General features: G+C 34.1%; 25 protein-coding genes, 2 pseudogenes and 1 riboswitch. Of the genes and pseudogenes, 22 read left to right on the top strand and 5 right to left on the bottom strand.

Annotated elements, in window-relative coordinates:
• The first annotated feature begins 37 nt into the window (after nucleotides 1-37).
• The 4 genes from MKX66_RS13020 (at nucleotide 38) to cbpA (ending at nucleotide 5,188) form a co-directional block, all read left to right on the top strand.
• Nucleotides 38-820: a DeoR/GlpR family DNA-binding transcription regulator gene (locus MKX66_RS13020; RefSeq protein ID WP_002030497.1), complete on the top strand. Its 783-nt coding sequence runs from the start codon at nucleotides 38-40 to the stop codon at nucleotides 818-820.
• Nucleotides 821-1,259: 439 nt separating this feature from the next.
• Nucleotides 1,260-3,560 (top strand): NEAT domain-containing leucine-rich repeat protein, encoded by a 2,301-nt coding sequence (locus MKX66_RS13015; RefSeq protein ID WP_341086328.1) that lies wholly within the window; start codon nucleotides 1,260-1,262, stop codon nucleotides 3,558-3,560.
• Nucleotides 3,561-3,809: 249 nt separating this feature from the next.
• Nucleotides 3,810-4,439, top strand: coding sequence for a class II aldolase/adducin family protein (locus MKX66_RS13010; protein WP_002011549.1), 630 nt, complete (start codon nucleotides 3,810-3,812; stop codon nucleotides 4,437-4,439).
• 125 nt (nucleotides 4,440-4,564) lie between these two features.
• Complete coding sequence (gene cbpA, locus MKX66_RS13005) at nucleotides 4,565-5,188, top strand: cyclic di-AMP binding protein CbpA (RefSeq protein WP_002140932.1); 624 nt, start codon at nucleotides 4,565-4,567, stop codon at nucleotides 5,186-5,188.
• Between the two features lie 67 nt (nucleotides 5,189-5,255).
• Here the strand turns inward: cbpA and MKX66_RS13000 are convergent, their stop codons facing one another.
• The gene (locus tag MKX66_RS13000; RefSeq protein WP_002011545.1) at nucleotides 5,256-6,026 is read right to left on the bottom strand and encodes a divergent polysaccharide deacetylase family protein; all 771 of its coding nucleotides are present in this window, start codon (nucleotides 6,024-6,026) and stop codon (nucleotides 5,256-5,258) included.
• A 489-nt stretch (nucleotides 6,027-6,515) separates the two neighbouring features.
• Between MKX66_RS13000 and MKX66_RS12995 the strand changes: the two genes are divergently transcribed.
• Nucleotides 6,516-6,797 (top strand): aspartyl-phosphate phosphatase Spo0E family protein, encoded by a 282-nt coding sequence (locus tag MKX66_RS12995; protein WP_002030543.1) that lies wholly within the window; start codon nucleotides 6,516-6,518, stop codon nucleotides 6,795-6,797.
• Between the two features lie 29 nt (nucleotides 6,798-6,826).
• Here the strand turns inward: MKX66_RS12995 and MKX66_RS12990 are convergent, their stop codons facing one another.
• Entirely contained in the window at nucleotides 6,827-8,323 is a 1,497-nt protein-coding gene (locus MKX66_RS12990; protein ID WP_341086326.1) for a DUF3149 domain-containing protein, read from the bottom strand.
• 194 nt (nucleotides 8,324-8,517) lie between these two features.
• Here MKX66_RS12990 and MKX66_RS12985 point away from each other — a divergent pair, with 194 nt between their 5' ends.
• The 4 genes from MKX66_RS12985 (at nucleotide 8,518) to MKX66_RS12970 (ending at nucleotide 11,713) form a co-directional block, all read left to right on the top strand.
• On the top strand, nucleotides 8,518-8,964 hold the full coding sequence (locus MKX66_RS12985; protein WP_002011538.1) for a MarR family winged helix-turn-helix transcriptional regulator: 447 nt from the start codon (nucleotides 8,518-8,520) through the stop codon (nucleotides 8,962-8,964).
• Nucleotides 8,965-9,124: 160 nt separating this feature from the next.
• A complete protein-coding gene (locus MKX66_RS12980) occupies nucleotides 9,125-10,819 on the top strand; it encodes a M3 family oligoendopeptidase (protein ID WP_002011536.1) in 1,695 nt (564 codons plus the stop codon).
• A gap of 138 nt (nucleotides 10,820-10,957) precedes the next feature.
• A complete protein-coding gene (locus MKX66_RS12975) occupies nucleotides 10,958-11,491 on the top strand; it encodes a DinB family protein (protein WP_002030551.1) in 534 nt (177 codons plus the stop codon).
• A 105-nt stretch (nucleotides 11,492-11,596) separates the two neighbouring features.
• On the top strand, nucleotides 11,597-11,713 hold the full coding sequence (locus tag MKX66_RS12970; protein ID WP_000038354.1) for a DUF6254 family protein: 117 nt from the start codon (nucleotides 11,597-11,599) through the stop codon (nucleotides 11,711-11,713).
• Nucleotides 11,714-11,722: 9 nt separating this feature from the next.
• Here MKX66_RS12970 and MKX66_RS12965 read toward each other — a convergent pair whose 3' ends face one another.
• On the bottom strand, nucleotides 11,723-12,931 hold the full coding sequence (locus MKX66_RS12965; protein WP_002140936.1) for an ATP-binding protein: 1,209 nt from the start codon (nucleotides 12,929-12,931) through the stop codon (nucleotides 11,723-11,725).
• 208 nt (nucleotides 12,932-13,139) lie between these two features.
• Nucleotides 13,140-13,183: riboswitch (PreQ1 riboswitch) on the top strand.
• A gap of 93 nt (nucleotides 13,184-13,276) precedes the next feature.
• On the opposite strand from MKX66_RS12965, the gene queC reads away from it, so the two are divergent.
• The 4 genes from queC to queF are packed head-to-tail and all read left to right on the top strand — an operon-like array spanning nucleotide 13,277 to nucleotide 15,655.
• A complete protein-coding gene (gene queC, locus MKX66_RS12960) occupies nucleotides 13,277-13,939 on the top strand; it encodes a 7-cyano-7-deazaguanine synthase QueC (RefSeq protein ID WP_002086813.1) in 663 nt (220 codons plus the stop codon).
• A complete protein-coding gene (queD, locus tag MKX66_RS12955; RefSeq protein WP_002011526.1) occupies nucleotides 13,939-14,430 on the top strand; it encodes a 6-carboxytetrahydropterin synthase QueD in 492 nt (163 codons plus the stop codon). The genes queC and queD overlap by 1 nt, the downstream gene beginning before the upstream one ends.
• The gene (gene queE / locus MKX66_RS12950; protein ID WP_002086811.1) at nucleotides 14,423-15,139 is read left to right on the top strand and encodes a 7-carboxy-7-deazaguanine synthase QueE; all 717 of its coding nucleotides are present in this window, start codon (nucleotides 14,423-14,425) and stop codon (nucleotides 15,137-15,139) included. The genes queD and queE overlap by 8 nt, the downstream gene beginning before the upstream one ends.
• A gap of 18 nt (nucleotides 15,140-15,157) precedes the next feature.
• Complete coding sequence (gene queF / locus MKX66_RS12945; protein WP_002140938.1) at nucleotides 15,158-15,655, top strand: preQ(1) synthase; 498 nt, start codon at nucleotides 15,158-15,160, stop codon at nucleotides 15,653-15,655.
• 50 nt (nucleotides 15,656-15,705) lie between these two features.
• On the opposite strand, the gene MKX66_RS12940 is transcribed toward queF, so the two are convergent.
• A complete protein-coding gene (locus MKX66_RS12940) occupies nucleotides 15,706-15,891 on the bottom strand; it encodes a YkvS family protein (RefSeq protein ID WP_002064385.1) in 186 nt (61 codons plus the stop codon).
• Nucleotides 15,892-16,147: 256 nt separating this feature from the next.
• On the opposite strand from MKX66_RS12940, the gene MKX66_RS12935 reads away from it, so the two are divergent.
• Together MKX66_RS12935 and MKX66_RS12930 are read left to right on the top strand one after the other, a co-directional pair.
• The gene (locus tag MKX66_RS12935) at nucleotides 16,148-16,303 is read left to right on the top strand and encodes a hypothetical protein (protein WP_162531637.1); all 156 of its coding nucleotides are present in this window, start codon (nucleotides 16,148-16,150) and stop codon (nucleotides 16,301-16,303) included.
• 80 nt (nucleotides 16,304-16,383) lie between these two features.
• Nucleotides 16,384-16,986: a histidine phosphatase family protein gene (locus MKX66_RS12930; RefSeq protein ID WP_002188882.1), complete on the top strand. Its 603-nt coding sequence runs from the start codon at nucleotides 16,384-16,386 to the stop codon at nucleotides 16,984-16,986.
• Nucleotides 16,987-17,046: 60 nt separating this feature from the next.
• Here MKX66_RS12930 and MKX66_RS12925 read toward each other — a convergent pair whose 3' ends face one another.
• Nucleotides 17,047-17,625 carry an N-acetyltransferase gene (locus MKX66_RS12925; protein ID WP_341086322.1) on the bottom strand — a complete coding sequence of 193 codons (579 nt, stop codon included), beginning with the start codon at nucleotides 17,623-17,625 and terminating at the stop codon, nucleotides 17,047-17,049.
• Between the two features lie 261 nt (nucleotides 17,626-17,886).
• Between MKX66_RS12925 and MKX66_RS12920 the strand changes: the two genes are divergently transcribed.
• From MKX66_RS12920 to MKX66_RS12890, 7 genes and pseudogenes are all read left to right on the top strand, one after another.
• The gene (locus MKX66_RS12920; protein ID WP_002030563.1) at nucleotides 17,887-18,081 is read left to right on the top strand and encodes a hypothetical protein; all 195 of its coding nucleotides are present in this window, start codon (nucleotides 17,887-17,889) and stop codon (nucleotides 18,079-18,081) included.
• A gap of 25 nt (nucleotides 18,082-18,106) precedes the next feature.
• Nucleotides 18,107-18,424, top strand: coding sequence for a hypothetical protein (locus tag MKX66_RS12915; RefSeq protein WP_002030565.1), 318 nt, complete (start codon nucleotides 18,107-18,109; stop codon nucleotides 18,422-18,424).
• Between the two features lie 477 nt (nucleotides 18,425-18,901).
• Nucleotides 18,902-19,261 (top strand): class Ib ribonucleoside-diphosphate reductase assembly flavoprotein NrdI, encoded by a 360-nt coding sequence (nrdI, locus tag MKX66_RS12910; protein WP_000959445.1) that lies wholly within the window; start codon nucleotides 18,902-18,904, stop codon nucleotides 19,259-19,261.
• A pseudogene (locus tag MKX66_RS12905) lies at nucleotides 19,248-19,946 on the top strand (ribonucleotide reductase N-terminal alpha domain-containing protein); the annotation flags it as partial. The gene nrdI and the pseudogene MKX66_RS12905, both read left to right, overlap by 14 nt.
• A 401-nt stretch (nucleotides 19,947-20,347) precedes the next feature.
• Nucleotides 20,348-21,733 (top strand): annotated as a pseudogene (locus tag MKX66_RS12900) (ribonucleoside-diphosphate reductase subunit alpha); the annotation flags it as partial.
• Nucleotides 21,734-21,827: 94 nt separating this feature from the next.
• A complete protein-coding gene (gene nrdF / locus MKX66_RS12895) occupies nucleotides 21,828-22,796 on the top strand; it encodes a class 1b ribonucleoside-diphosphate reductase subunit beta (protein WP_002011508.1) in 969 nt (322 codons plus the stop codon).
• Between the two features lie 422 nt (nucleotides 22,797-23,218).
• Nucleotides 23,219-24,568: an APC family permease gene (locus tag MKX66_RS12890; protein WP_002140942.1), complete on the top strand. Its 1,350-nt coding sequence runs from the start codon at nucleotides 23,219-23,221 to the stop codon at nucleotides 24,566-24,568.
• Nucleotides 24,569-24,717: the final 149 nt, after the last annotated feature.

Raw genomic sequence — 24,717 nt, 5'->3', positions numbered from 1 at the left:
AGACAGTTTATGAGGTAGATATAAATGGGGTGAGGCTATGTCTGTAGTAGGTGAAGAGAGAAAGAGGACAATTCTTGAGAAGGTAGAGTTTAAAGGAAAAGTAAAAGTTTCAGAATTAGCGAGAGAGTTCGCAGTATCAACAGAGACGATTCGTCGGTATTTAGAAGAATTAGATCGTGAAAAAAAATTGAAGAAAGTGTACGGTGGAGCCGTTCAACTTCCGGGAGCTGGGATAGAGGCACCGATGTTAGAACGAGAGATGCTGCATATAGAAGAGAAGAAAAGAATTGGGTATAAAGCAGCAACGTTTGTGGAAGATGGAGATGTTATTGCGATTGATGATGGAAGTACACCACTTCAAATGGTGCCATATCTTGTTCATCGTAAAAATTTAACGATTGTAACAAGTTCATTTCCAGTAGCAACACAATTAATTTCTTCTATTAATAAAAAGATGTTTCACGGTGAAGTTTTATTTATAGGCGGGAAAGTATCTCCAAAACATTCACGTGTGTCGGGGTCTATTTCACAGCAAGTAATTCATCAATTTCATTTTCATAAAGCATTCGTTTCGATTGATGGGTTGTTGCAAGGTTTTGGGGTTTCTAGCTTTGAATTAGAAAAGGCGAAACTGTCAGAAGCGATGATGAAATTAGCTGAGAAAACGTATATTTTATGCGATCATACAAAGGTAGGCGTAAAAGGGAACTACCGAATAGCAGGATTTTCTCGTATTCAACATATTATTTGTGATAAGAAAATGCCCTATAGTTTTGAAGAAGAAGTCAAAAAGCATAATATTCAATGGACAGTTTGCTAAATGAATTGAATACGTTAAAACTCCCACCTAATTTTTAGGTGGGAGTTTTACTATCAGCAAGTAAAAAAATAAAAGCTTTGTATTTATGCAAAAAGTGGACACATTTTCTCATCTCGTTCATATAATTTACCAATACAAAAAAAGTTGGTCGAAGGAAAGAAGGGAAAGTATGTCGGAACGGATATATAATAAACTTGTATTGTATGCAAACATTTTGCAAAAAATTGGTATTATTAATGAAAAAGAAAAAAGTGAAATCCTTCATACGATAGGCAAAAAAGCCCTTTGAGTAAAGGGTTTTTTATTTTTTTATCTATGGAAATATAAACTTAATGTAATATTCTCGTTGACAATGATAATGATATTCATTATCATTTATTATGTTAGCAATTGATGGTAATTATCAATTGGAATATATATAAGATAAGGGGATATTATTTTGAAAAAAAGTTATATTAAAGCTCTAGTAGTAGCAACAACATTAGCTATTCCATTTGCTGCGTATTCTACTCCAGCGTTAGCAGCAATAAAAATTGAAGCAAACCAGTCGGTAGCAGCAGCCAGTGATCGCACGTATGATACTGAGATTAAAATATATAAGGATCAAAAAGATGAGCCATCTATGGTTTCTCAGTACATAAAAAATCCTAAAGTAGCAATTGAAGATGGGAAAAAAATCGTTACTGTAACAATACAAGATAGCGATTATTTTCAATATCTTAGAATAGAAGATAGAAATCAACCTGGTGTATTTCATGATGTGAAAGTTCTGTCAGAAGATAAAAGAAAAAATGGAACGAAAGTAGTCCAATTTGAAATTGGCGAATTTGAGCAGAAGCACAATATGCAAATGCATATATTTATTCCGGCTATTGGATATGATCACAAATATCAAGTTCAATTTGAAATTAAAGATCCAACTGTAGGTGAAAAAGAAACAGAGAAACCAGATGATAACTCTAATTCAGGCAATACGGAAACAGATAATCCAGTTGATAATCAAAATATGATAATAGATAACAAATTAAGAGAACTTGTTAATAAAAAAGTATTTAATAGAAAAGATTTAAATACACCAATTACGAAAGAAGAGTTATTACAAGTAAAGGACTTGTTTTTAAACACGAATGAGATTCTGGATTATAGTGCATTAAAATATATGCCAAATTTAAAATCTTTAACAGTTGCGAATGCGAAGATAACAGATCCGTCGTTCTTTGCGAATTTAAAGCAATTAAATCATTTAGCTTTGCGTGGTAATGAATTTTCAGATGTAACACCACTTGTTAAGATGGAAAATTTAGAATCTATTGATTTGAGTAATAATAAAATTACAAACGTTGCACCACTAATTGAAATGAAAAATGTAAAAAGTTTATATCTATCAGGCAACCAAATAGAAGATGTAACAGCATTAGCGAAAATGGAACAACTAGATTACTTGAATTTAGCAAATAATAAAATTACGGATGTTGCTCCATTAAGCGCATTGAAAAATGTAACATACTTAACTTTAGCAGGTAATCAAATTGAAGATATTAAACCGTTATATTCATTACCTTTAAAGGACTTAGTATTAACGCGTAATAAGGTTAAAGATTTATCGGGTATTGATCAAATGAATCAATTAAATAAATTATTTATCGGTAAAAATCAAATTGAAGATGTGACACCACTTGCTAAAATGACTCAGCTTACAGAATTAGATTTACCTAATAATGAGTTAAAGGATATTACTCCATTATCAAATCTAGTAAACTTACAAAAACTTGATTTAGAAGCAAATTATATTTCAGACTTATCGCCAGTTAGTAAGTTGAATAAGTTAGTATATTTAAGTTTTGTTGCAAATGAAATCCGCGATGTTAGACCAGTAATAGAACTAAGTAAGAAAGCTTATATTAATGTCCAAAACCAAAAAGTCTTTTTAGAGGATACAGAAGTAAATAAAGAAGTAAAAGTACCTATATACGAAAAAGACGGCGAGGTATCTACAAAAATCCGTCTGAAGAGTGATGGTGGTACGTATAGTAATGGTGTAGTGAAATGGAGTACACCAGGTGAGAAAGTATATGAATTTGGAGTGAAAGATCCATTTGCGGATACAGGAATCTTCTTTACAGGATCTGTAATTCAAAATGTAGTAGAAAGTAAAGGGGACAACAATTCTAAAGAAGACAATACTTCTAAAGAAGATGAGAAAGTAGAGGTAGTAGAATTTAAAGATGTACCAAAAGGACATTGGTCAGAAGAAGCAATTCATTATTTAGCGAAAGAAAATATTTTCAAGGGATATGGAAATGGACAATTTGGATTTGGGGATAGTATTACTCGTGGACAAGTTGCGTCTTTAGTACAAAGGTACTTGAAATTAGAAAATAAAGTAGAGCAGAAAGAGATGTTTACTGATACGAAAGGGCATATGTTTGAGCAAGATATTGCTACAGTTGCACAAGCAGGAATTATGCAAGGAGATGGTACAGGTAAGTTTCGTCCAGAAGGAGTATTAACTAGGTACGAGATGTCAGTAGTATTACAAAAAGTATTTCAGTTAAATGAAAATGAAAATAATTTGGAGAACTTTACAGACGTACCAACAGGTCATTGGGCAGAAGGATATGTGAAAGCATTAGTGGATAATAATATATCAAAAGGTGACGGGAATGGGAACTTTTTAGGGGATGATTTCGTAACACGTGAGCAATATGCGCAATTTCTGTATAGGGCAATAAAAAAATAATAAATGAGAAAAATACGTTATTCTTTAATAAGAAGAATAACGTATTTTTTATATGTACAAAATCAAATGCTAAATAGACAGGAGTGTTTACATGTGATAGGCCTATTTTTCCGATAGGTGCTGAAACCATATTGACAAAAAGGCATTCTCGTGTGATAATTCAATTAAATTTTTAGAATAATCAAAAAACATTCCTTTTATATAGAAAGGATTTGAATAGTATATTAATATTACGCCGGGGGTGACGAAATGTTATTTTTTCTGAAAAAATGGAACGAATTAAAAGATGTGAAAGCAGAATTGGCACTTCGCGATTGGTTTTATGGTACGAAAATTAGTTTATCGATGTGTACGTCAAAAGAGCCATTAACATTTTTAGTGAATGTAGAGGGAAGAGATAAAGGGGTATTTTCTGAAGAAGATTTTATTGTCGTAAATTGCATGTGTGAGCCAGTATTTGAAAACGAAGAAAAACCAGCTATAGAGTCATTTATGCATGCGGATATTTATAAAAAAAGTAGTGCAGAATGCATTTTACAAGTCCAGACTGTAGATAGTCATTTAATGTCAGAGCTATATGGGAAAGAAGGAGAAGTAACATTCGAAAAACGTAGTGTGGAACGTGTTTTTGGAAAAGACGGTATTACAGAAATGACAATTCCAATTGTAGAAGATGAAAAGAAATTCGCTAATTTATTAGAAAATAATGTTCCGAATTTTATTGAAGGTGGAGGAGTAGTCCTTGTTCATAATTACGGAATGATCGTGTGGGGGAAAACTCCAGAAGAAGCGAAAAAATGGTTGGAAGGTATAGAGTATTTAATGAACTATCACGTAAAGCTTTTAATGATAAAAGGGGCAAAAAGTTCTGTTATATAAAGATGTATTCACAGAGATTACCATCCCTTAAAAATGAAAGCGTTTTAAAAAGAGATTTTACTCATAAAATATAGGTCTCCTTATTATATATAGATTACATGTTGACATGTAAGGAGGAACATATTTTGCGAGTTAAATATCATTTTCTGCCAAAACAGCAGGTGACATTTTGCAAAACGAATGATTCTGGTGAAAAGGCGCTACAAATTATGAATGAAACGGGATTTCGCGCAATTCCTGTATTAGCAGAAAATGAGAAGGAATTCACGGGGATTATTTATAAAGTAGATCTTTTAGAAAAGAAGTGTAATAGCAGATTAGAGGATGTAAGTACAGAAGATGTACTGGAAAATCCAAATTCGTTTATTTTTGAAAAGGATTCTTTTTTTAGAGCTTTTTACGTTATCCGTCGTCTCCCGTTTTTAGCGGTTTTAAATGAGTATAATGAATTTGTCGGCATTTTAACACATTCTAATGTATTTGATGTTATTGAGGATTCGTTCGGTATGCGGACGGGTGGTTATATATTAACAATTGCAACACAAGATTGTAAGGGAACAATTAAAGAGCTTGGGACATTATTAAAAGCATATAATATCGGTGGACTGTTTACGCTTGATAACGGTGATCAATATATTCGCCGTGTTATCGTAAATATATCGGATGAGTTAAATGAAAAAAAATTAAAGCAATTAATTGAAAAGATAGAGAAAAAGGGATTTAGGGTGAGTCATGTAGATTATATTTAAGTTGAAAAGGAAAGGTACCTATCTGCTATGTGTAGATAGGTATCTTTTTTAGTACGAGAAATGAATTTTATTTTGAAACAGAAGGTGGAGATAATGCTAAATCAGATAAAAAAATAAAGTCTGCATGCTCACGAATTTTAGGAATAGAAGTTTCGATAATACGTGATGTAATTTCACCTGGAGCCCCAACGTGTCCGATAGCTACCATAATGGGTTTGTCTTGGATTTTTTTTATGAGTAATTGTGCTTGTTTTGAAATGTGACTTACCGTATATACATCATCAAAAAATAATTGGTTTTCAATAATAGGAACGCCTAATTCTTTACCGATTTTTGGGACAACACTATTAGGGTTTGTTTTACTATCTAAATAAAATAAACCGTGCTTTTTACAGGCAGAAAGTATAAGACGTACAATCCTTTCATCAGCGGTTACTTTTGATCCCATATGATTGTTCATTCCTATTGCATGAGGTATTTCTTGAATTGCTTGTTCGAGTCGGTTGTTTATTTCTTCATCGCTTAAATCTGTTGTAATCGCTTTTGGTCCAAGCCACTCTTTTTTTCCTCTAATTGGTTCCATTGGCATATGTATAATAACTTCATGCCCTTTTTTATGGGCAGCTATTGCATCTTGTTTAGTAGAAGGAAGAAATGGCATAACAGCAACAGTGAGTGGAATAGGAAGTGATAACATCTTATCTGTGCCTTTCATATTATTGCCGAAATCATCGATGACAATAGCAACTTTATTCGTATGAGCGTTTGCTTGAATAGGAAAGAGGAAGAATGGTATGAACAGGGTGAAGATGAGAACTGTAATAGTATATTTGCGCATATAAATATTTCCTTTCTATTTTATCCCGCTATTTGCGGGCAGTAAGACTCCCACCTCAAAATTTGGCTGGAGTAAAGAAGTTAGGTGGAAAATCCACTGCCCGTAAACGCCCGATTGGTGAAGGCTAATAATTAGTGGGGGATGGACAAAACCCCCACTGATTAAAGTTCACTTTATCAATCATCATTATGTTTTGCGTTTTTACATAAATTAAACAAAAAATGTCGAAGAAAAGTAAATTGAAAATAGAGAATCCACTGTTTACTGAGTATTTACAAAAAAGAAGATGAAAAAAATGTCTATTATTGCGAATGTATTTACAAAGATAGAATAATTTGTAATAATTCTCAAAGTGAGGGTAAAGATTTGTAAATTACAGGGGAAAAATGTTAAATTTTCTGATTCTTCAATTTTAAATAGAATTAAGTGTTTAAAGGGCTAAAGTAGATGAGGCGTTGAGAGTATGGAAGAAAAATAAGGGGGATATGGATGTTTACTGTAAAAAGGAAGTACACATTAGAAAAGCTTTCGCATGATATTCATATGAAACGTGAAGAAATGATTCATTTAGGATTAACAAGTGGGTTAAATAGTATGGAGACAATTCAAGTTAGTCAAGAATTGGACAAGCTTATCGTACAGTATCAGCGTTACAAAGAAAAACAAACACCGAAATGGTTTTCAATTATAAAGGTTCCTATTTTTCAAATTGAGTATGAAGGGAAATCAAACAATTTTTGGAGAATGTTTGTAGCTGGTTTTATGAAATAAGTATAATTACCCTTTTAGGATAAGGATAATTATACCATGTGTAATGGAATCTCTATATGAACTGTCGTTCCTTTGTTTTCTTTACTATCAATAAATATATGCCCATTGTACATCTCTACAATTCGTTTACATATAACAAGCCCAAGACCTGTTCCAGTATCTTTATTAGTAAAGAACGGATGAAAGAGGTGTTTTTGAATATGTTTAGGAATCCCTTTTCCAGTATCAATAATTTGCAAGTGTGCGTGTTTTTCGTTGTTTGTTACTACAATGGTTAATGTATCACCAGAAGCCATGGCTTCAATTGCATTTTTTGTAATGTTTAAAACCACTTGTTTCATATGGTCTTTTGAGCAACGTATATGAACAGGGTGGTCTGGCAAATGTAAATGAAATACAATGTTATGTAGATTCGATTCAGATTGGATAATTAATGCTACCTCATTAAGAATCGTTCTTACATCATATGTTTGTTCAATGATGGCAGTTGGTTTTCCAAGAATAAGAAATTCGCTTACAATTTCATTAATCCGCTCTATTTCTTGCTCGATTACGGAAAAGTAGAACTGATCCTGTTCATCTTTATATTTCTCTTTTAACAGAGCAACGAGTCCTTTAATTCCAGTAAGAGGGTTACGGATTTCATGAGCTGTACTAGCTGCAAAAGTTCCAACCAATTCAATTTTTTGTAGTTCATTTTGTTGTCTTTCTAGTTTTGTTTGACGTTTTAATAACATATATTGAGCAAGTAAAAATAAAATAGACATTAAAAATAAAGTAGCTATACACTCTATTGAAACTAACTGGTATAAAGTTTGTTGATGAATAGGTAACGGAGAAACAGAGACTTTCCAATTTAATCTTTGGAGTGGGGTAGTAAGCATGTTAGAATGCCCATCGCTTGTTTCGTTATTATCATCGGTTAGAAAAACTACATCATGTTTATCAGTCACTTCGAAATGATATTGTGGTTTAATAGCATTTAAAGAGGCTGAAATGTAGTCAAAGCGTAAACTTGCTAATAATAAGCCTGAGAGTTCCTTTTGTCTATTAAATATTGGAGACGCAATCATAATAGCTTGATGTCCAAGAACGCGATCTGTAATAACTGATGATACAGTTGTTTTCTTAGATTGCAACGCATCTTGGATGTATTGGCGGTCAGAAACGTCAATAGGCGGCGAATCGCCTTGGGATGCGAGTGTAATCATCCCATCTGTCGTAGCGTAATATAGACCGGAAAAACGTTCATCATTTCCATCGGTATCATGTACAATCTGTTTAATCCCATTGATGTTTCCAGTTTCGGTCCCTACGACTTTTGCGAGCATTTCTAAGGCAGATATAGCTTCACCAAGGTGATGGTCTAAATAGTCTCTATATAAAAAGAGAACAGTGTGAGCAGATAGTTTGTTTGCCTGTTTCATTTGATAAGTGTGATATGAAAAAAATGTGGCACCAATCCCTATCGTTGGCAGTATAACAAGCAGTATGTAAAAAACTATGCTTTGTAATTTGACTTTCAAATTTGGTACTCCTTCTTTTTTTATTATCATTATATATAAACTATGTTAAAATTGTCATGTTTTTATTCAAGAATCATTTGCATTACATTAGGGAAAGGAAAAGGAATGAGTGAATATTCATTCGGAAGTTGTAATGAAGTGCTACGTTGCTTTTCTTTTTGTTGCGGAGAATTTAAGTGAAGGGTTGAAATGGTATGACATCAAATAATGAGCGAGAAGACATTTCTCAATCTTTAAAAGTATTTATTGCATTATCCCGTGTACATCGTTCTGTTATGGATACTACAAATAAATCCATACAAAGTAACGGATTAAATCCAACTGAGTTTGCTGTATTAGAATTACTATATCATAAAGGAGGCCAACCACTTCAGCAAATCGGTGAGCGTATTTTAATAGCTAGTGGCAGCATTACATACGTTGTAGATAAGCTAGAGAAAAAAGGGCTTGTAAAACGAATTCCATGTCCAAATGATAGGCGTGTTATTTATGCACAATTAACGGAGTCTGGAGAGAGCTTTATTGCTTCTATTTTTCCAGGTCATGAGCAAGTTATATATCAGTCTTTTGAAATGTTAACGAAGGATGAGAAGGATGAATTACTCGAGCTATTGAAAAAAATTGGAAAGTATGAAAAATGATGATATGTTCCAAAGGAGCTTTGGATAAAGAAATCCAAGGCTTTTTTGTGTGCATGTATTTATGACATCATCTACCGCATTTTGCTGAAGAATAAGAGGAGATTTGTAAGTAAGAATTGAATTATAATAATGATGCATATAATGGAGAGGGGGCTCGTTCATGTCATTTAAAGACTATGAATATAAACGGCCAAATATTGAAGAGTTAAAAGGGAAATTTACTGTTGCTTTAGAGAAGTTTGATAACGCAAAAACTGTAGAAGAACAAAAACAAGTTATCAATTCAATTAACGAAATTCGTAATGACTTTGGTACAATGGGGAACCTTTGTTACATTCGTCATTCTGTTGATACGACAGATGCCTTTTATAAGGATGAGCAGGATTTCTTTGATGAATTCTCTCCAGTTGTACAAGGGTATGGTACAAAGTATTATAATGCGTTAATTCATTCTCCATTCCGCGAAGAATTAGAAGCGTATTATGGAAAGCAATTATTTGCTCTAGCTGAATGTGATTTAAAAACATATTCAGATGAAGTAGTGAAAGATTTACAATTAGAGAATAAATTGTCTTCGCAATATACACAGTTATTAGCATCTGCAAAGATTGACTTTGCAGGAGAAGAAAGAACGTTATCGCAACTTATTCCGTTTATGCAAGGAAAAGAAAGAAGTGAACGCAAAGCAGCAAGTGAAGCATACTACGGATTTTTAGCTGAGAACGAGGAAGAGTTAGATCGTATTTATGATGAGCTTGTTAAAGTGAGAACGAAAATCGCAAAAACACTTGGTTTTAAAAACTTTGTTGAATTAGGATATGCAAGAATGTATCGTACAGATTATAATGCTGAAATGGTAGCGAACTATCGTCAGCAAGTATTAGATTATATCGTTCCAGTTGCAACCGAGTTAAGAAATAGACAAAAAGCACGCATTGGTGTAGAAAAGCTCGCTTATTATGATGAAAACTTTGAGTTTGCTACAGGTAATCCAACTCCAAAAGGCGATGCCGATTGGATTATTAATCACGGGAAAACGATGTATAAAGAATTATCAGCTGAAACAGATGAGTTTTTTAATTTCATGCTCGATAATGATTTATTAGATTTAGTTGCGAAAAAAGGAAAAGCTGGTGGTGGATATTGTACATATATCGAGAATTATAAAGCGCCATTCATCTTCTCAAACTTTAATGGAACGTCTGGGGACATTGATGTATTAACACATGAAGCTGGTCATGCTTTCCAAGTATATGAAAGTCGTAAGTATGAAATTCCAGAATATAATTGGCCAACATATGAAGCATGTGAAATCCATTCAATGAGTATGGAATTCTTTACATGGCCATGGATGAAGTTATTCTTTGAAGAAGATGCGGATAAATATTATTTCTCACACTTAAGTTCAGCACTTCTATTTTTACCGTACGGTGTATCTGTAGATGAATATCAACATTATGTATATGAAAATCCAGAAGCATCGCCAGCAGAACGTAAGTCAGCATGGCGTAACATAGAGAAGAAGTATTTACCACATCGTGATTATGAAGATAATGATTATTTAGAGCGTGGTGGTTTCTGGCAACGTCAAGGTCATATTTATAGCTCACCTTTCTATTATATTGACTACACGTTAGCTCAAATTTGTGCACTGCAATTTTGGAAACGTGCAAGAGATAATAGACAAGAGGCTTGGGAAGATTATGTGAATCTTTGTCAACAAGGTGGAAGTAAATCATTCTTAGAATTAGTAGAAGTTGCAAATTTAACATCACCATTCGCTGAAGGGTGTGTAAAAAGTGTAATTACAGAAATTGAAGCGTGGTTACGTGCTGTTGACGACACAAAATTGTAAAAAACATGCACTTTTTTCCTATGTTTAACATCGACATAATAGAAAAATGATGAGATAATAAAAGAAAATTCAGAATTATTTTAGGGGTGTTTCTAATGGGGAGCGCCCCTTTTCACCAACAAAAGGGGGGAAAGCACTATGCTTCAATCTAATATGGATGTTAGTTTAGAAACTTTAGTCCACTCATTACAGTCTACACGAAGCACACTGTTATCAGAAATTGAAATGTTAAATGATACGGAGGTGAATGTAAAGCCACGCCGTGATAAATGGAGTATTATTCAAATTTTGCATCATTTGCATTTAGTTGAACAGTCTGTCACATCTGCCCTTGTATATGCTTTGCAAAAAAAAGAAAGAAAACTTGCTCCATTTAAAGACCTCCAACTTACGCTTGATCGCACACATAAAAGGGAAGCTCCTCAACAAATGAAACCAACAGAAACATTAATGAAAAAACTGCAAGGAATTCAATTACTAGAACATTCACGACAAGAATTATTACATGCCCTTCATAGTGTAATAGATGAAAAAGAATTATTTGAAAATGGATTAAAACATCCTATTTTTAATGATTTGAATTTATATCAATGGGTTCAATTTCTAGATTTACACGAACAAAGACATCTTACACAGCTAAAAGAAGCGAAACATGCAATTTTACAGCGTTAAAATGAAAGAAGTGGGGAACCGCTTCTTTTCTTTTTTACTCATGCATAGTTTTCTTTCTCATTTTGGAATACTACATGGAGAAAAGAAAAGAAGGAGTTGAAAAGCATGTCAAAGAAAAAGAGAGAAGAAGAGCGCGCCTGGAAAGCTCGGAAAGAAAATCAAAAGCCGCATGGGAAAGTGAAAGCTTTTGCAGAATTAGTTGAAGGAACAGAAAAAACGTGATGAAGTTCATCACGTTTTTTGTATGAGTGGGAAAGTTAATAAGAAAGTTGTACCTGTACCTTTTTCGCTCATAATATCAATCTTTCCATCCATTGCTTGAATGACGCTGAAGACGACCATCATTCCGAGTCCGGTACCTTTTTCTTTCGTTGAGTAGAAAGGTGATCCAAGGCGTTTTATTTGTTCTTGATCCATACCAACTCCTGTATCTTTTATATATAATTGTATATGTTTATGGTCTGGAACTAATGTAAGAATAAGGTCGCCACCTGTAGGCATAGCCTCAATACAATTTTTAAAAATATTTAATAAACATTGGTTCAGTTTTTGCTTTTCGCCAGCGATAAAGAAAGATGTACTTTGTTTTATATAATTTATACGAACATTTGCTAAATTGGCGAGAGGTGTGATCAAAGACAACGCATGAAGTAATTCTTCCTCTACTTGTAATTTTTGTTCTTTTTCAATACTCGGTTTTGCAAAAGTTAAGTAGTCTGTAAGAACGTGATTTGCTTGTTCGATACCATTAATGGCTATGTCGATATATAATTTTCGTTCTTTCTCAGAACATGCATCTGACTGTAAAAGTTGTAAAAAACCTTTCGTTGCAGTTAAAGGATTACGAATTTCATGAGAGATAGAAGCTGCCATTTCGCCGATTAAATGAAATTTCTCAGCGTTCATAAGTTCATTTTGGAGACGAACTTGCATTTGTAATATGTGTAGTAAATATAAAATAAGGATCGTACCAATCATCGTACATAGTTCGTACACAATGATATGTGGTATATAATCTGCCTCATTTGTAACACTTGCAAGGAAAAATGGTATCCAACCAAATCCATAAGTAAGACTGTAAAAAATAGCAAGTGTTATTTTTATATGATTAGAACTTCGATTAAAAAATTTGTATGTTAATAGTAGAACAATAAATAGGAGAATAGAAGCGATAAAGGATGGAAACGCACCTATTCCTCCCAATAAAAAGCGATAAATGTTTAATACAGCTAAAATAGAACCACCAGCAATAGGCCCTCCCGTTAACGTGCCGACAATTAATACGATATGTCGCATGTCGAACTGAAAACCATTATTTGTTTTTGCTGCGAAAGTGATACATAGTATGGTAGCGAGGCAACACAATACAATAAATATGGCTGAATTTAATTTAGGAGATCGTTTCCCTTTCTGATTCCAAAATAAATGATATACGAGCATTGTAACGAGAATAGATAATATATTTAAAAAGAGGTAAATAATAAAGAGTTCCAGTGGGATGCCTCCTCTCTTTTAACATTAAATTAATCATACTATAAAATGAAATAAATGAAATGCGAAATAGCGGAAAAAATCAGAAATTTTTTCTGGTAGTATACAATATGTTACAATAATCTTTGTCAATGAAAGAAGAAATTCCGTGCACTGCATGGGAGAGGTTCGCGAACTCCCTCTATAAAAAACTATGGAAACAACAATATCATTAGGTATTGTTTTGTTTTTTTATTGTGACAGTTCAAGAACGTTCTTTCTTCTTATTCGTAGTAGAGAAGGAGAATGAGTGAAATGAAAAAAGAAAAAGCAGTTGTTGTTTTTAGTGGTGGACAAGATAGTACAACATGTTTATTTTGGGCGATACAGCAGTTTGAAGAAGTGGAAGCTGTAACATTTAACTACAATCAACGTCATAAATTAGAAATTGATTGTGCAGCGGAAATTGCGAAAGAGCTAGGAATTAAACATACGATACTAGATATGAGCCTATTAAATCAACTTGCTCCAAATGCGTTAACGAGAACGGATATGGAGATTACACATGAAGAAGGTGAATTGCCATCAACATTTGTAGATGGACGAAATTTACTATTTTTATCATTTGCGGCTGTATTAGCAAAACAAGTTGGAGCACGTCATATTGTAACGGGTGTATGTGAAACTGATTTCAGTGGTTATCCAGATTGTCGTGACGTGTTTGTGAAATCATTAAACGTTACATTAAATTTATCTATGGATTATCCGTTTGTTATTCATACACCACTTATGTGGATTGATAAAGCAGAGACATGGAAATTATCTGATGAACTTGGAGCATTTGAGTTTGTTAGAGAAAAAACATTAACATGTTATAACGGAATCATTGGTGATGGTTGCGGTGAATGTCCAGCATGTCAACTTCGTAAAGCGGGATTAGATACGTATCTACAAGAACGCGAAGGAGCGAGCAACTAATGGATAACTTTTTTGGATTTCGCATCGTAGAAAATTTGCAAAAAATGGACAAGGATATTCAGCGTGAACAACTCAAATATCATAATAAAAGAGTAATGGTCAGCAAGGAATTTACATTTGACGCAGCGCACCATTTACACTGCTATGAAGGGAAATGTAAAAATTTACATGGACACACATATAAAGTCGTATTTGGAATTAGCGGATATGTAAATGAAATAGGCCTTGCAATTGACTTTGGAGATATAAAAGAGATTTGGAAAAATGAAATAGAAATTTATTTAGATCATCGTTATTTAAACGAAACATTGCCAGAAATGAATACGACTGCTGAAAATATGGTCGTTTGGATTTATGAAAAGATGGCAGAAGCATTAACGAAAGATAATCGTGCGAACGAATATAAGGGAGCTCGTGTTGAATTTGTTCGTCTTTTTGAGACGCCGACTAGTTATGCGGAAGTAAGACGGGAGTGGATGCTCGATGAGTAAAATCCCCGTCTTAGAAATATTTGGTCCAACCATTCAAGGAGAAGGGATGGTTGTAGGACAAAAGACAATGTTTATCCGTACAGCGGGCTGTGATTATAGCTGTGCTTGGTGTGATTCTGCTTTTACATGGGATGGATCGGCCAAAGATCAAATTAAACAAATGACACCGGAAGACATTTGGAATGAGCTTGTAGAAATTGGTGGAGAAAATTTTTCTCATGTTACGATTTCGGGTGGAAATCCTGTTTTGCTGAAAAATATGCAATTTCTTCTTTCTATATTAAAGGAGAATGGAATGCGAACAGCGGTAGAAACGCAAGGGAGTAAATGGCAAGATTGGTTGCTTCAAATTGATGAGGTAACGATTTCTCCAAAACCACCAAGTTCAACTATGAAAACAGATTTTCAGATGTTAGATTCTGTTATTCATAAACTAGCAGGGAAAGATTTTAGTTTAAAAGTAGTAGTATTCGATGATCAAGATTTTGAATATGCAGTTAAGATGCACGAGCGTTATCCGAATGTACCATTTTTCTTACAAGTAGGGAATGATGATACGAAAACAGTGGATGATGCGGTGCTTATAAAAAAACTATTAGAAAAATATGAGTGGCTTATTGAAAAAGCTGTGAATTGTAAAGAAATGAATGATGCGAAAGTACTGCCTCAGCTTCATGCGTTAGTATGGGGAAATAAACGAGGGGTATAATGAGAAGGGATGTTTAAAATGGCAGGAAGATTAGATGAAGATTTAAAAGATGTAACATTATTAGGAAATCAAAATACAAAATATGTATTTGAATATAGCCCGGAAATTTTAGAGGTATTTGATAATAACCATCCAAACCGTGATTACTTTGTAAAATTCAATTGTCCTGAATTTACAAGTTTATGTCCGAAAACAGGACAACCAGATTTTGCAACAATTTATATTAGCTACATTCCAGAACAAAGAATGGTAGAGAGTAAATCTTTAAAGCTATATTTATTTAGCTTCCGAAATCATGGTGACTTCCACGAAGATTGCATGAACGTTATTATGAATGATTTAATTAAATTAATGGATCCACGCTATATTGAGGTATGGGGGAAATTTACACCACGTGGTGGTATTTCAATCGATCCTTACTGTAACTACGGCCGCCCAGGAACTAAGTATGAGAAAATGGCAGACTACCGCATGATGAATCACGATTTATATCCAGAAAAGATCGATAATCGTTAATATAGAAAGAAAGGATCTGTATGATATACAGATCCTTTCTTTCTATTATATTATGCATGTTGATTAATGACAGTATAGTTTTTATGGCTTACAACTGTAAGAGGTTCCATATCTAGTTCTCTAAAATTCTCCATAATTGTTATATCAACAATAACGGAGTTTTGATTTACCTTTTGAACACGGCCTTGCATTCCACCTTTAAATTCAATGATATCTCCAGTTTCTGCGATCTGCATAAGCAACTCTCCTTGTTCCAGTTTTCCCAAAAAAAGAATAATTTGGGCTTTTTTATTTCTTCTTATTTTGAACTATATTTACTACTTTGTAAATGTTTCCAAAGTAAAAATTCGAAAAATATTCACTTTTTGTAAGGAAATATGTAAAAAATATTGTTTAGGAGAGGAATGATGAAAATGCATACATCTTTATACGGGAGTATAATAAAAGATACAATGACCTACTAAAGTGGGGGAAATTAGGGGCTGGAAAATGATGTTTGAAATTGTGGGGAGCTTTATAGCGATTTTATTATTTTTATTTTCATATATACAGTTGAAGAAAGTGCGTCATCATGAAACAACTACATATTTTGATGGACTGGATGGTGTGCACACTTCGATAACACATGATAGTGGTGGGGATATATAACTTTCTTTTTATGCATGGTATGATGGCAATAAAAAAAGTACGTAATATAGTTCGTAAGTGATGAATGGGGAGTGGAAAGAATGCGAATTTCTTTTATTCGTCATGGTCGTTTGGACAGTACTATAGAGCCAATGACAATTATTTCATTTCGTGAATGGATGAAGCAATATGATTTAGGGACTACAGTAAAAGAAACTCCTATACCAATTGAAACAATTGAGGCGATTGAATCAGCGAAACTGGTTGTAACGAGTGATCAAAGGCGCGCTGTACAGTCAGCGGCTGAGTTATTGGATTCCCTATCTTTTGTGCAAAATCCTCTTTTTAGGGAAGCTGAAGTTCCAACGAGTTTTTATGCTCCAAAATGGTTGAAATGTAAACCGAATGTATGGATGTTTATTGGACGTACACGATGGATAGTTGGTTATAGCAAAGAGGTTGAGTCTTATAAGGAAGTACGAGAAAGAGCAAGGCAAGCCGCTAATATGTTGCACCGCTATGCGCTCGTACATGGACATATTGCCCTTGTAGGTCATAGTTATTTTAATGCGATGATTGGGACTGAACTGAGGGCAATGGGGTGGTCTGGTTCGCCTATTTTCCATAGGAAGCCATGGGGATGTACAACGTATACATTTCATGAGGCGATGGATGGAAATGTATTAAATACAAAATTAATTTAAAAGAGGCTGTCCCTTTGGCAGCCTCTTTCTCTGCATAACAAGTAAAAAAAAATTGTCCTTTTAAGATATAGAAACCAATGACCGTAATGGTTTTATTAGATGGGCATACGGTTCACCGACGAGCATAACGGTTTTATCTTCTTTGAAACCAAGTTTTTCATATAGTGAAAAAGCGCGTTTGTTTTCTAAATTAACAAGTAAGGCGATTTTTTCATGCCCTTTTTCAGTTGCATGAAGTTCAGCTGCATCGATTAATTTAGAGCCAATACCACGTCCACTGCACATACTTGAAACTGACAACGTGTCAATATAATACTCATCAAGTTCAGCTTCTTTTTCTAACGTAATGGATTCGTCTTCATGTAGTTCTCTTAAGTAGTGTAGGATTGGTGCATCAAGTTGTTCAGCGTCACTACCGTGATAAACGACAATAACCCCAACTACCTTTCCACCTTGTTCAGCCACTAAACAGTTTTCATAGCTCAATCGATTATTTTCTTTTACGAACCATGTTTCAAGTCCTAGTATTACTTTTGCTTCAACTGTGCTACCTGTGATTTTTTCAGCAATTTCGTGCAGAGCGTTATACAATAAAGGTGCTACTTCTACCGCATCTGTCTTTTTTGCTTTCCGAATCATAGTATCCCTCCTAGTTCTAAATGTATATTGTAGCATAAAATAAAATATCAAACAGTGATTTGGAACTTTGTTATACAGGGCATCAAAAAGTTTGATATAGAGAAGTAGCTATGTTAGTATATGATATTTAGTGCGAATATAATAAAGTGATATAGATATAAAAATAATGAAAGTGAATTACATAATAGTAACGGGATAATTTTACCGTTGTGGACCTATAGAAGATGCGATAGAATAAAATATTGCAGAGAGGTGAAATACATGGATAAACAATTAGCAAATACAATTTTGGATCAGCTGAAAAATGATGAAATAAAGGAGTATGTTGCGAAGAAAGATGTATTTTATACGTTCAGAGAAGTTGTTGTGAATCGAGAAGATTTTAAACATATTATCGGGAACGCACAGCGCGGTGGACAGGTAATTTATACATATTCAGAAACACCACGTTCATAAATAGAAGATAAAGGAGAGGAGAATTATGGGGGATTTTAAACAAGGTATATTGCCACATTGGGATTATATGTGGAAAGATAGAGCTGGGAATAGGTTTATGGGAATGGTTATGTATCCAGAGAAACGAAAATGTTCAGCAAAAATGCTTCAGAAAATAAAAAGGGCGTATGAACAAGCAGTAGAAATTAAAGTAACGGTACAAGTTCAACATACATATCAGTACGTAGAAGGAATGATCGTATACTTTGATGAAGAAGCTCCTATATGTACAATGCTCGATAAAGATGAGAATCCACATCATATATTTGTAAGAGATATCTTGCGTATTGAGCACCCTGAATAATTTTTTTCATAAATAAATTGAAGTTCCATAATAATAATCTTTTTCTATAATAGTTATCTTTTAGTATGTAACGAGGAACGAAAGAATATGTATAATATTTAATAAAGTAAAATTGATAAATGTAATCGTTTGTTAGAACAGATTATCGTTTAATATCTGTTCTTTTTTGCGTGATGCTGGAGAAATATATTACTCCAGCATTTACTGTTTTATGACAAAAAATATTGGTAACTTTTTTAAAAATAAGGTTAAATTCGTTGACAACTTTTTCGAAAAGCACTTTATTGACATGAGTTTTAGAATGTTGTTTCATAGTCTTTGTATTGAAAAAAATCGACGGTCATGTCGAAAAGTAAAATTTAAAAAAAGAAAGAATTTATACATATATCTTGTGTCTTATTTTGAAACGTAATACAATATATAGAGAAATCAAGAAACGACATACAGAGAATATAGATTGGAGAGGGAGGGTCGGAAATGTTAGTTGCATATGATTCTATGACAGGAAACGTGAAGCGTTTCATTCACAAATTAAATATGCCGGCCGTTCAAATTGATGAAGCTCTAGTATTAGATGAAGACTTTATTCTTATTACGTATACAACAGGTTTTGGAAATGTACCGGAACGTGTTTTAGACTTTTTAGAACGCAATAATGAAAAATTAAAAGGCGTATCTGCAAGTGGCAATCGTAATTGGGGAGACATGTTTGGTGCAAGTGCTGACAAAATCTCTACTAAATATGAAGTGCCTATTGTATCAAAATTTGAGTTATCTGGAACAAATAATGATGTAGAATATTTTAAAGAAAGGGTGCGGGAGATTGCGACACATTGAACTGAATAATGAAATCACGCAAATGCAGGACGGTTTTTATCAGCTTCATAAAGATAAAGAGGCATTAGAAGTCTTTATGGAAGAAGCTAGAGAGAATACCGTTCATTTTAATAGCGTGGCAGAGCGAATGGAGTATATGAAAGAACATGATTACTATTACAACGTTCTGGACGAGTATAGCTTGGAGGAAGTAGAAGGAGTTTATAACATCGCTTATGGTGAAAACTTCGAGTTCCAATCTTATATGGCAGCATCTAAGTTCTATAAAGATTATGCGTTAAAAACGAATGATCAAAAACAATACTTAGAAAGCTATGAAGATCGTGTAGCAATTGTGTCATTATACTTAGGACGCGGTGATGTTGCGAAGGCAAAACACTTCGCAAGCATGATTGTAAAACAAAACTACCAACCAGCGACACCAACCTTTTTAAATGCGGGACGAAGCAGAAGAGGAGAAATGGTGTCTTGTTTCTTGTTAGAGATGGATGATAGCTTAAATTCAATCGGCTTTAACATTAATACTGCAATGCAATTATCGAAAATCGGTGGTGGAGTAGCTTTAAACTTATCTAAGCTACGTGCACGTGGTGAGCAAATTAAAGGTATTGATAACGCCGCAAGTGGTGTAGTACCTGTTATGAAATTACTTGAAGATTCGTTTTCGTATGCGAATCAGTTGGGTTAACTTTATGGCTCAACTATAAAACCAGGTCAATTGCTGGAACGCCTGAGTATATCAAGGTAGGATACTACGAAGAAATTACGTAGCGAACCCTGAAAATCCAAGATTGCAGGAAATCAGCAGCCGAGCTCCTAAATTTATTAGATAAGGAGAAGGTTCAACGACCAAGTGGCTATGTAGGTGACTAAGTAGCTCGAACCTGGCTTCTCAAAACAACCAAATTCAAAGGGTGTATACATTTATTATAGTTTATGCCATATTCATGTGCATCAAACATATGATAAATGGTTAAATGAAGAATTTGGCGAGAAGAAGATATGGTCTGAACTCTATAGCGATATAGAGAGGATAGCAGAAATGACTATCCCCCATACGTTTTGACGATATGGAGTAACAATATGCAACGAAAAGGTGCAGGTGCAGTATACTTAAACATTTTCCATTGGGATATTATTGAATTCCTTGATACCAAAAAAATAAATGCCGATGAGAAGAGCCGTATTCAGTCTCTATCAATCGGAATTATCGTTCCAAGTAAGTTCTTTGAGCTTGCTGAGAAAAACGAACCTTTCCATGTTTTCGCGCCTTATACAGTATTTAAAGAGTACGGAAAACATTTAGATGATATAGATATCGACGAAATGTACGATGAATTAATGAGCAATCCGAAAGTGAAGAAGAAGCCACTAGATATTAGTGCGCGTGATATGCTTATTAAAATTGCTATGATTCAGCTTGAGTCTGGTTACCCATACTTAATGTTTAAATCAAATGCAAATAACCAGCATCCACTGAAGGATATTGGAACTGTGAAGATGTCGAACTTATGTACAGAAATCTTCCAGCTACAAGAAACTTCTGAAATAAATGATTACGGTACAGAAGACATTATCCGCCGTGATATTAACTGTAACTTAGGATCGTTAAATATCGTAAACGTAATGGAAAATAAAGAAATTCGTGAAGCAGTTCATGCGGGAATGGAAGCTTTAACAGCTGTTTCTGATATGACGATCATTCCGAATGCCCCAACTGTGAAAAAAGCAAATGATGAGCTTCATTCAGTTGGACTTGGAGCAATGAACTTACATGGATATTTAGCAAAAAATAAAATCGCTTATGAAAGTGCTGAAGCGAAAGAATTCGCTCGTACATTCTTTATGATGTTAAATTACTACTCGATTGAGAAAAGTATGGAGATCGCTAAAGAAAAAGGCGAAACATTTAAAGACTTCGATAAGTCTGATTATGCAAACGGCACATACTTTGAAAAGTATGAAACGACAGATTACAGCCCAGTAACTGAAAAAATTCAGCAATTATTTGAAGGAATTCATATTCCAACAAAAGAAGATTGGACAAGTTTAAAAGAGCAAGTACAGAAGAATGGTTTATACAACTCATATCGTCTTGCAATCGCTCCGACACAATCGATCAGTTACGTTCAAAATGCAACTTCAAGCGTAATGCCAATCGTAAGTCAAATTGAATCAAGAACGTATGCGAATGCGACAACATATTATCCAATGCCGTATTTATCAAAAGATACGTTCTGGTACTATAAATCTTCTTATGATATGAATCAGTTTAAATTAATTGATTTAATCGCAGAAGTTCAAGAACATATTGACCAAGGAATTAGTACAATTCTTTATGTTAATAGTGATATTTCAACACGTGAGTTAGCACGTTACTACATTTATGCACATAAAAAAGGCTTGAAGAGTCTTTATTATACGAGAACACGTAAATTAAGCGTGGAAGAGTGCGTGGCTTGTACCGTTTAATATAAAAAGTGAGACATTATGAGCAGGGTTTTTCTGAACCCTGCTCATGCTTAGTTATCAATTTTTTATGTTTATTTAGAGAAGGGGCGATTTAATGCGTGCGGTAAACTGGAACAAAAAAGAAGATGATTTTAGTTTAATGTTTTGGAAGCAAAACATCGCTCAGTTTTGGACAGAAGAAGAAATCGCAGTGTCTTCTGACAAAAATACTTGGGCACAATTATCAAAAGAAGAGCAAATTGCTTATAAGCGTGTATTAGGTGGTTTAACACTTTTAGATACGAAACAAGGTGGCGAAGGGATGCCACTTGTACTTGTTCATCTTGAAAATTTACAAGCGAAAAGTGTATTAGCTTTCATGGGCGCTATGGAAGAAGTACATGCGAAGAGTTACAGCCATATTTTCACAACGTTAGCTACTGAAGAAGAAATTGATGATATTTTTGAATGGGTAGATAACCATCCATTACTTGAGAAAAAAGCTGGTATTGTTACTAGTTACTATCGTCGCTTATTAAAGCCTGAAGTAACGAAAAAAGAGTTATACATGGCAATGGTAGCAAGTGTGTTCTTAGAAAGTTACTTATTCTATAGTGGATTCTTCTATCCACTTTACTTAGCGGGTCAAGGTAAATTGACGGCAAGTGGTGAGATTATTAACTTAATAATTCGTGACGAGTCAATTCACGGCGTATTCGTTGGTATTTTAGCACAACAAATCTTCACAGAACTTTCTGCAGAAGAGCAACAAGAAGTACAAACGGAAACGCAAGAGTTATTAATGGAACTGTATGAAATTGAATTGGCATATACAGAAGAAATTTACACTTCTATCGGTCTTGTAGAGGATGTAAATCGTTTCGTTCGTTACAATGCGAATAAAGGACTTATGAACTTAGGACTTGAGCCGAAGTTTGAGGAAGAAGAAATTAACCCAATCGTTTTAAATGGTTTACGTACAGATACGAAAAACCATGACTTCTTCTCTGTAAAAGGAAATGGTTACGTAAAAGCAACGAATGTTGAAAAGTTAGCAGACGATGACTTCGTATTCAATTTTTAATATAGTGTTATAGAAAAAGCTGTCTTTATAGAAAAGACAGCTTTTTTGCTATGAATAGTTTACATAATGTTATTATTTCATGGGAATATTTTAATCTTGTAAAAGCCCAATTTTTGAGGAAGTGGGAATGAAAAAACAAGGATTAAAGTTGTATTTTTCATATTTAGTCGTATGAGAGATTGAATAACTTATGTCAAAATGAATAAAAAATGAGAAGAAATGAGGACCAACTCCACCTATACGTTCTTTCTAGTATTGAATTTTCAAATGCTAGAAATTTTGGCTTGAAAATTGCATGAATATTTAAAAAGTAACAAAAAGGGAGGTAATACTCGGTGTGATATATAGTTATTTGAAAACGCTTCCTTTTGATTGTCGATTTTTAAATGGAAATTAGATAGAGAACGTAGGAGGAATGATAGGTGGGGAAAGTAGTTGGTTTAAAACGTTCATTAGGGCTTTGGTCAATTGTTATGCTAGGGGTCGGGTATATGACACCGATGGTTGGGTTTGATACATTTGGAATCGTTTCTGAAAAAACGGGTGGTCATGTTCCAGGAGCTTATCTTATTGCATTAGCGGGGATGTTGTTTACCGCTGCAAGCTACGGCAAAATGGTAAAGGCTTTTCCTACCGCAGGATCTGCTTATACGTATACACAGAAGACAATTAGTGCAAGGCTTGGGTTTCTTGTTGGATGGTCCGCGTTATTGGATTATTTGTTTCTACCAATGGTGAACGCACTATTAACGAGAATTTATATGTCAGCATTTTTCCCAAGTGTTCCTAGTTGGGTATGGGTCATTGGCTTTGTTCTCCTGGTTACATTAATAAATATGATTAGCGTAAATGTTACTGCTAATTTCAATACGTTCTTAGTAATATTTCAAGTGTTAGTAATGGCCGTATTTGTTTTTCTAGTTATAAAAGGCTTATTAGCGGGAGAGGGAACAGGAGAAGTTTTTTCCATTCAGCCGTTTTTTCAATCAGATATACAAATATCACCGTTAGTTGCAGGTGCGACAATTCTTTGTTTCTCGTTTTTAGGTTTTGATGCAGTAACTACATTTTCAGAAGAGACACCAAACGCGAAGAAAACAATTCCTCGAGCTATTTTTCTTACTGCTTTAATCGGCGGAGTTTTATTCATTACTACAACGTATTTTACACAATCTATGTTTCCAGATACATCTGTATTTAAAAATCAAGAATCAGCATCTCCAGAAATTGCACTATATGTTGGCGGGAAATTATTTCAAGCTTTCTTTTTAGTAGGAACCCTTATGGGGACACTTGCGTCCGGTTTAGCTTCTCATACAAGTGTATCTCGATTATTATACGTAATGGGGCGAGATAATGTAATTCCGAAGAAAATATTCGGATACATCCATCCTCGCTGGAGAACCCCAGTATATAATATTATTTTTGTAGGAATTATTTCGCTCTTCGCTATATTCATTGATTTAGAAACAGCAGCATCTCTTATTAACTTTGGAGCGCTTATTGCATTTACATTTGTTAATTTGTCTGTAATTTCTTACTATATAATCAAGCAAAAAAGATATAAGACGATAAAAGATTTCTTAAATTACTTAGTTATGCCTATTTTGGGTGCTGCTACTGTAGCCGTACTATGGTTTAATCTCAATATCCATTCACTTATTTTGGGACTTTGCTGGGCTGCTATTGGAATTGGGTACCTTCTATATGTTACAAATATGTTCCGTTCAGCTCCTCCGCAAATGCATTTTGAAGAAGCACAGGAAATATAAAAAGAAAAAGGCATCGGATAAGTTCCGATGTCTTTTTCTTTTTATATTTGATAATCATGCAGCATTGCATAAGTCACTCAAAGATTCATAAGTAAAGGGGATGACACGATATGATTAACGTAGTATTTTCACTTGGCACGATTATTGCT

Source organism: Bacillus sp. FSL R9-9530 (genome assembly GCF_038008145.1).
Lineage (GTDB): Bacteria > Bacillota > Bacilli > Bacillales > Bacillaceae_G > Bacillus_A > Bacillus_A mycoides.
The sequence above is the reverse complement of the archived record's forward strand: the minus strand, read 5'-3'. Positions and strand labels throughout refer to the sequence as shown.

Excerpts from the sequence above, each read along its gene's own strand:
- MKX66_RS12970 (WP_000038354.1), top strand. The coding sequence starts at position 11,597 with ATGTCAAAGAAAAAGAGAGAAGAAGAGCGCGCCTGGAAAGCTCGGAAA.
- MKX66_RS12925 (WP_341086322.1), bottom strand. The coding sequence starts at position 17,625 with ATGATTCGGAAAGCAAAAAAGACAGATGCGGTAGAAGTAGCACCTTTA.
- nrdF (WP_002011508.1), top strand. The coding sequence starts at position 21,828 with ATGCGTGCGGTAAACTGGAACAAAAAAGAAGATGATTTTAGTTTAATG.
- queF (WP_002140938.1), top strand. The coding sequence starts at position 15,158 with ATGGCAGGAAGATTAGATGAAGATTTAAAAGATGTAACATTATTAGGA.
- MKX66_RS12940 (WP_002064385.1), bottom strand. The coding sequence starts at position 15,891 with ATGCAGATCGCAGAAACTGGAGATATCATTGAATTTAAAGGTGGAATG.
- queE (WP_002086811.1), top strand. The coding sequence starts at position 14,423 with ATGAGTAAAATCCCCGTCTTAGAAATATTTGGTCCAACCATTCAAGGA.
- MKX66_RS12920 (WP_002030563.1), top strand. The coding sequence starts at position 17,887 with ATGGATAAACAATTAGCAAATACAATTTTGGATCAGCTGAAAAATGAT.
- MKX66_RS12980 (WP_002011536.1), top strand. The coding sequence starts at position 9,125 with ATGTCATTTAAAGACTATGAATATAAACGGCCAAATATTGAAGAGTTA.
- MKX66_RS12935 (WP_162531637.1), top strand. The coding sequence starts at position 16,148 with ATGTTTGAAATTGTGGGGAGCTTTATAGCGATTTTATTATTTTTATTT.
- MKX66_RS12985 (WP_002011538.1), top strand. The coding sequence starts at position 8,518 with ATGACATCAAATAATGAGCGAGAAGACATTTCTCAATCTTTAAAAGTA.
- MKX66_RS13000 (WP_002011545.1), bottom strand. The coding sequence starts at position 6,026 with ATGCGCAAATATACTATTACAGTTCTCATCTTCACCCTGTTCATACCA.
- nrdI (WP_000959445.1), top strand. The coding sequence starts at position 18,902 with ATGTTAGTTGCATATGATTCTATGACAGGAAACGTGAAGCGTTTCATT.
- MKX66_RS12975 (WP_002030551.1), top strand. The coding sequence starts at position 10,958 with ATGCTTCAATCTAATATGGATGTTAGTTTAGAAACTTTAGTCCACTCA.
- MKX66_RS13010 (WP_002011549.1), top strand. The coding sequence starts at position 3,810 with ATGTTATTTTTTCTGAAAAAATGGAACGAATTAAAAGATGTGAAAGCA.
- queD (WP_002011526.1), top strand. The coding sequence starts at position 13,939 with ATGGATAACTTTTTTGGATTTCGCATCGTAGAAAATTTGCAAAAAATG.
- MKX66_RS12995 (WP_002030543.1), top strand. The coding sequence starts at position 6,516 with ATGTTTACTGTAAAAAGGAAGTACACATTAGAAAAGCTTTCGCATGAT.
- MKX66_RS12930 (WP_002188882.1), top strand. The coding sequence starts at position 16,384 with ATGCGAATTTCTTTTATTCGTCATGGTCGTTTGGACAGTACTATAGAG.
- MKX66_RS12965 (WP_002140936.1), bottom strand. The coding sequence starts at position 12,931 with ATGCTCGTATATCATTTATTTTGGAATCAGAAAGGGAAACGATCTCCT.
- MKX66_RS13020 (WP_002030497.1), top strand. The coding sequence starts at position 38 with ATGTCTGTAGTAGGTGAAGAGAGAAAGAGGACAATTCTTGAGAAGGTA.
- queC (WP_002086813.1), top strand. The coding sequence starts at position 13,277 with ATGAAAAAAGAAAAAGCAGTTGTTGTTTTTAGTGGTGGACAAGATAGT.
- MKX66_RS12915 (WP_002030565.1), top strand. The coding sequence starts at position 18,107 with ATGGGGGATTTTAAACAAGGTATATTGCCACATTGGGATTATATGTGG.